The organism is Streptomyces ipomoeae 91-03 (assembly GCF_000317595.1).
Taxonomy (GTDB): domain Bacteria; phylum Actinomycetota; class Actinomycetes; order Streptomycetales; family Streptomycetaceae; genus Streptomyces; species Streptomyces ipomoeae.
Genome location: NZ_AEJC01000443.1, coordinates 1 through 3,766 on the forward strand (window position 1 = coordinate 1; position 3,766 = coordinate 3,766).

Annotated in this window: 4 protein-coding genes; 1 reads left to right on the top strand and 3 read right to left on the bottom strand. The window is 68.5% G+C overall.

Annotated features, from left to right (window positions below; translation table 11 throughout):
• Window positions 1–87: 87 nt before the first annotated feature.
• The 3 genes from STRIP9103_RS29570 to STRIP9103_RS29580 all read right to left on the bottom strand — a co-directional run bounded on the left by STRIP9103_RS29570 (window position 88) and on the right by STRIP9103_RS29580 (window position 2,802).
• Window positions 88–1,272: a hypothetical protein gene (locus tag STRIP9103_RS29570; RefSeq protein WP_009326526.1), complete on the bottom strand. Its 1,185-nt coding sequence runs from the start codon at window positions 1,270–1,272 to the stop codon at window positions 88–90.
• Window positions 1,273–1,585: 313 nt separating this feature from the next.
• Window positions 1,586–2,230: a TlpA family protein disulfide reductase gene (locus STRIP9103_RS29575; RefSeq protein WP_048821217.1), complete on the bottom strand. Its 645-nt coding sequence runs from the start codon at window positions 2,228–2,230 to the stop codon at window positions 1,586–1,588.
• 2 nt (window positions 2,231–2,232) lie between these two features.
• The gene (locus STRIP9103_RS29580) at window positions 2,233–2,802 is read right to left on the bottom strand and encodes a DUF3515 family protein (RefSeq protein ID WP_009326524.1); all 570 of its coding nucleotides are present in this window, start codon (window positions 2,800–2,802) and stop codon (window positions 2,233–2,235) included.
• Window positions 2,803–2,993: 191 nt separating this feature from the next.
• Between STRIP9103_RS29580 and STRIP9103_RS29585 the strand changes: the two genes are divergently transcribed.
• Window positions 2,994–3,569: an RICIN domain-containing protein gene (locus tag STRIP9103_RS29585; protein ID WP_009326527.1), complete on the top strand. Its 576-nt coding sequence runs from the start codon at window positions 2,994–2,996 to the stop codon at window positions 3,567–3,569.
• The last annotated feature ends 197 nt before the right edge of the window (window positions 3,570–3,766 follow it).

Genomic DNA, 3,766 nt, shown 5'->3' on the forward strand with positions numbered 1-3,766 from the left:
ACCCCGGGCTCTGCTCCGCCGCCGGCGGCGGAGGATCGGGCTCGCCGCCGCCGGACCGGACTCACCGTCGGCGGTCGGCGTGCCGGATCAGAACTTGCCGTAGCGGCCGGTCAGGTCCGCCTCGGGGCAGGTGACGGAACCGACGAGGCACTTCGCGTTCGCGTACTTGCGGGTGTAGACGGTGGAGACCTTGCCGCCGTCGTAGATGTAGATGTGGTGGTTGGGCATCTGACGGTGCTTGCCGGAGCGGATGGTCCAGTTCCCGCTCTTGGTCAGGTTCATGGTGAGGGCCCCGTCGATGGCGCCCTTGACCGGGCCCAGGCCCTTGCAGAAGGGGTTGCCGGCGTGCAGGACCATGCGCACGTCCACGTAGTTGCTGCCCGACCCCAGCTTCTTGACCGACATGTGCTTGGTGGTCGTGGTCTTGGTGGCGACCTTCTTGCCGGTCTTCTTCACATAGACGGTCGAGGCATGGACGCTCTTGTTGCCGACCACCTTCTTGTTGCTCCAGGTGATCGTCGCGTGCAGGGCGGTGCGGTACTTGCTCGACTTCCAGTCGAACTTCGTACGGCCGTCGCCGCCGAACTGGAAGTTCTTGCCGTAGTCACAGCCGGCGAGGGGCGCGTCGATCTTCTTCTGCGGGATGAAGGTGATCCACGACAGGGTGGAGGTCTTGGCGGTGGCGGCGGTGGTGGCCCGCTCGACGGCTTCACCGCGCAGACCGGTCAGCGATCCGGAGGCGGGGACGGCGACCTTCATGCCCCACAGCTTGGCCTTCGGGTGGCCGCCTGCCGGGATCACCGGCACGACCTGGTAGTCGTACTCGGCGCCGGCCTTGACGTCCGTGTCGCGGAAGGACTGCACGCCCGGGCCGAGTTGGGCGATGTCCTTGCCGTCGCGGGTGACGACGTAGCGGGCGTCCTTGGTGTAGCCCTTCCAGGACAGCTCGACGAAGCCCTTGCCGGCGGCGGAGGTGATGCCCTCGCGGGCGGAGGAGGTGTCGACGACCGCGGTCTCGCCGGAGGCGGCCCGCATGACGCCGAAGCCCTGGGCCTTGAGGGTCTCGCCCTGGGCGCTGTTCGCGCTGAAGCCGGTCACGTCCTTCAGGCCGCCCTCGGACTTCGCGGACAGCGCGGACACGGAGAAGGCCGCGGCGCTCTGGTCCGAGGCGGGCGACGAGGCGGTGAGGGCGGTGGCCTGGAAGCCTCCCGCGACCAGTGTGAGCGGCGCCACGGAGAGCGCTGTCACCTTCGCGAAACGAGAGAGCTGCATTGTTTCCCCTTCATCCCGTTCGATGCCCCGGACGGCCTGTGCGACCGGGCAGGTCCCTGTCAGATGTCTTTGAGCGACCCTAGGAAGGCGAGAAGAGGGGCGTAAGTGACTCTTGGGTCGCTGCCCCGATGGGCAGTGCCCGAAAGGGCCGTCCGCTCCGGAAGCGGGCGGTGTCAGAAGCCGCCGGTGAGGACGAGCCTCAGGAGAACGGGTAGAGCACACCGAAGGTGGTGGCAAGAGCGCCGGCCGGGATGCCGAGGGCACCGAGGACGAACGCGTTCATCGCCCCCTCCGGGGCGTCCCCGCCCGCTCCCTACGACGCCTCCTTAAGCAGCGGGGTGAGGATGGTCCGCAGCTCCTTCTCGTCCACGGGATCCTGGATGGCGCCGGCGATCCTGCCCTCCCGGTCGACGAACAGGGTGAAAGGCAGGATCTGTGTGTTCACCAGCCCGGCGGGCAGGTCGAGGAACTGCTTGCCCTTCGGATCGTGCAGGCTCGGATACGTGAGGCCGAACTCCCGCTGGAACGACAGGGCGCTCTTCCGCTCGACGTTGGTGTTGATGCCGAGCACCTGCACCCCCTGCCCCTTGAACTCCTGGTACGTCCGCTCCAGTTCGGGCGACTCCGCCCGGCAGGGTCCGCACCAGGTCGCCCAGGCGTTCACGACGACGATCTCGCCCCGGTAGTCGGAGAGCCGGACCGGATCGTCGTCGACGGTGCTGCCGGCGAAGTCGGGGGCGTCGGCTCGCTCGTCCACTGGGATGCTCTTGAACGGCTTGGCCCGGCCCGACTGCCCCGTGCCCGTGTCGAGGTCCAGGTTCTCGGTCCGCGCACAGCCGGACAGGGCGAGGCCGGACAGCGCGAGCCCGATCGAGATCGCACACATGGCCGCCCGCGAGACCGTCTTCCTCACCATCCGCTGCTCCCACTCCCTCGACTCGACGACACGCAAGCTCATGACTACGAGTGGCCGCCCGGCGTGTGCGCGCCCGGTGTCCGGCCGCTCGCCGTTCGATCGCCCGGGGACGGGCTCGACGGTGCCGTGACATCCGAGCCGGCAAGGCACTCGTTGCTCTGCTTGAGGGGCTTCACGACGGATGACAGTTCGACCAGGACCGCGTCCGGGGCAGCCTTGCCGGCGGTCAACTGAACCTCGACGGACGGTTCGCGGCCGTAGGTGACCAGCACTTCCCGGCCGTCGTCGTCCGTGCTCGTGCGCCAGGCCCAGTCCACGCCGTCGACCCGGGTACACGCGTCGGCGGTGGGCTCCAGCCGGGGGAAGCCGCAGCGGGCGACGACGGCTCCGTCGCCCCATACCGCCGCGCCCTTCGTACTGGTGTCCGCCCGGTCCAGCCCGGCCAGCCGCTCGGGGTAGTGCTCGCTGATCCGGGCGCACGCGGGATCGTCGGCCAGGGGCGCGGCGGCGAAGGTGAAGGAGGGCTCGCCGAGCATCCGCACGGTGACCACGGCGGCGGTGGCGAGGGCGACGGCGCCGATGATCAGACCGGCGATTCGGGTGCGGCGGGACATGACGGGATCGTACGGCGCGGTCCCGGCGCCCTTCGCACCGGCTGCCGACGCTCCCCGGAGGCGGGCGCCTTCCCGCCCTTCCCGCCCCTCGGGACCCTTCGGGGTGCTGTCCTTCAGGACACTGTCCTTCGGGACAACTCCCCATAAGACATTACGAAACGAGGCGATCCCGTCCTACCTTCAGGACCCGCATGATCCAACAGCGCGAAGGACGGACGACCCGTATGCAGTTCCGTATGCAGAAGAGTGTCAGGTCTCTCGTCGTCGCCGGCGCGGCTGCGGCGGCGGTGACCGCGGGCGCGGCGCTGCCCGCGAACGCGGCGCCGGCCGGTGCGACCGCCTACACCAACGTGAGCCTGGTGAAGGTCTGGGGCAACATCGGCGGCAAGGACATCTGTATGACGATGTCCGGCAAGACGAACAACAACGCCCCGGCCCAGATCGCCAAGTGCAGCGGTAACGCCACGCAGAAGTGGACGCTCAAGCGCATCAGCACCGGCAGCGAGTTCTTCACCGTTCAGAACAAGAAGTCGGGCAAGTGCCTGAAGGTGGACAAGAAGGTGAGCGGCACGGTCGTCAAGCAGTACAAGTGCAACAAGCGGGACAAGAAGCAGCAGTGGGATCTGGGTGGCAGCCTGATCATCAGTCGGTTCGCCGGGGACAAGGCGATCACGGCCGAGAAGAACAAGGCCGGGCTGAACCTGACGATCACCAAGATGGGCGACAGCGACAGCAAGCGGGCGAAGCAGGAGTGGGGCACCCGCTGACCCACCGCCCGGTGTGACACCGGTCCGCCATGCGGCATGAACGCCACATGCCGTATGGCGTAGACCGCGTGCCGTATGAGGAGGCCGCACCCTCGAAACTGCGGGAGACGACATCCTCGAGGATGCGCAGGTCACCGAGGCGGAGGGGCGGTGGACGGGTCCGACGGGCGGGGGCCAAGTGGGCGTTCACCGGTGGG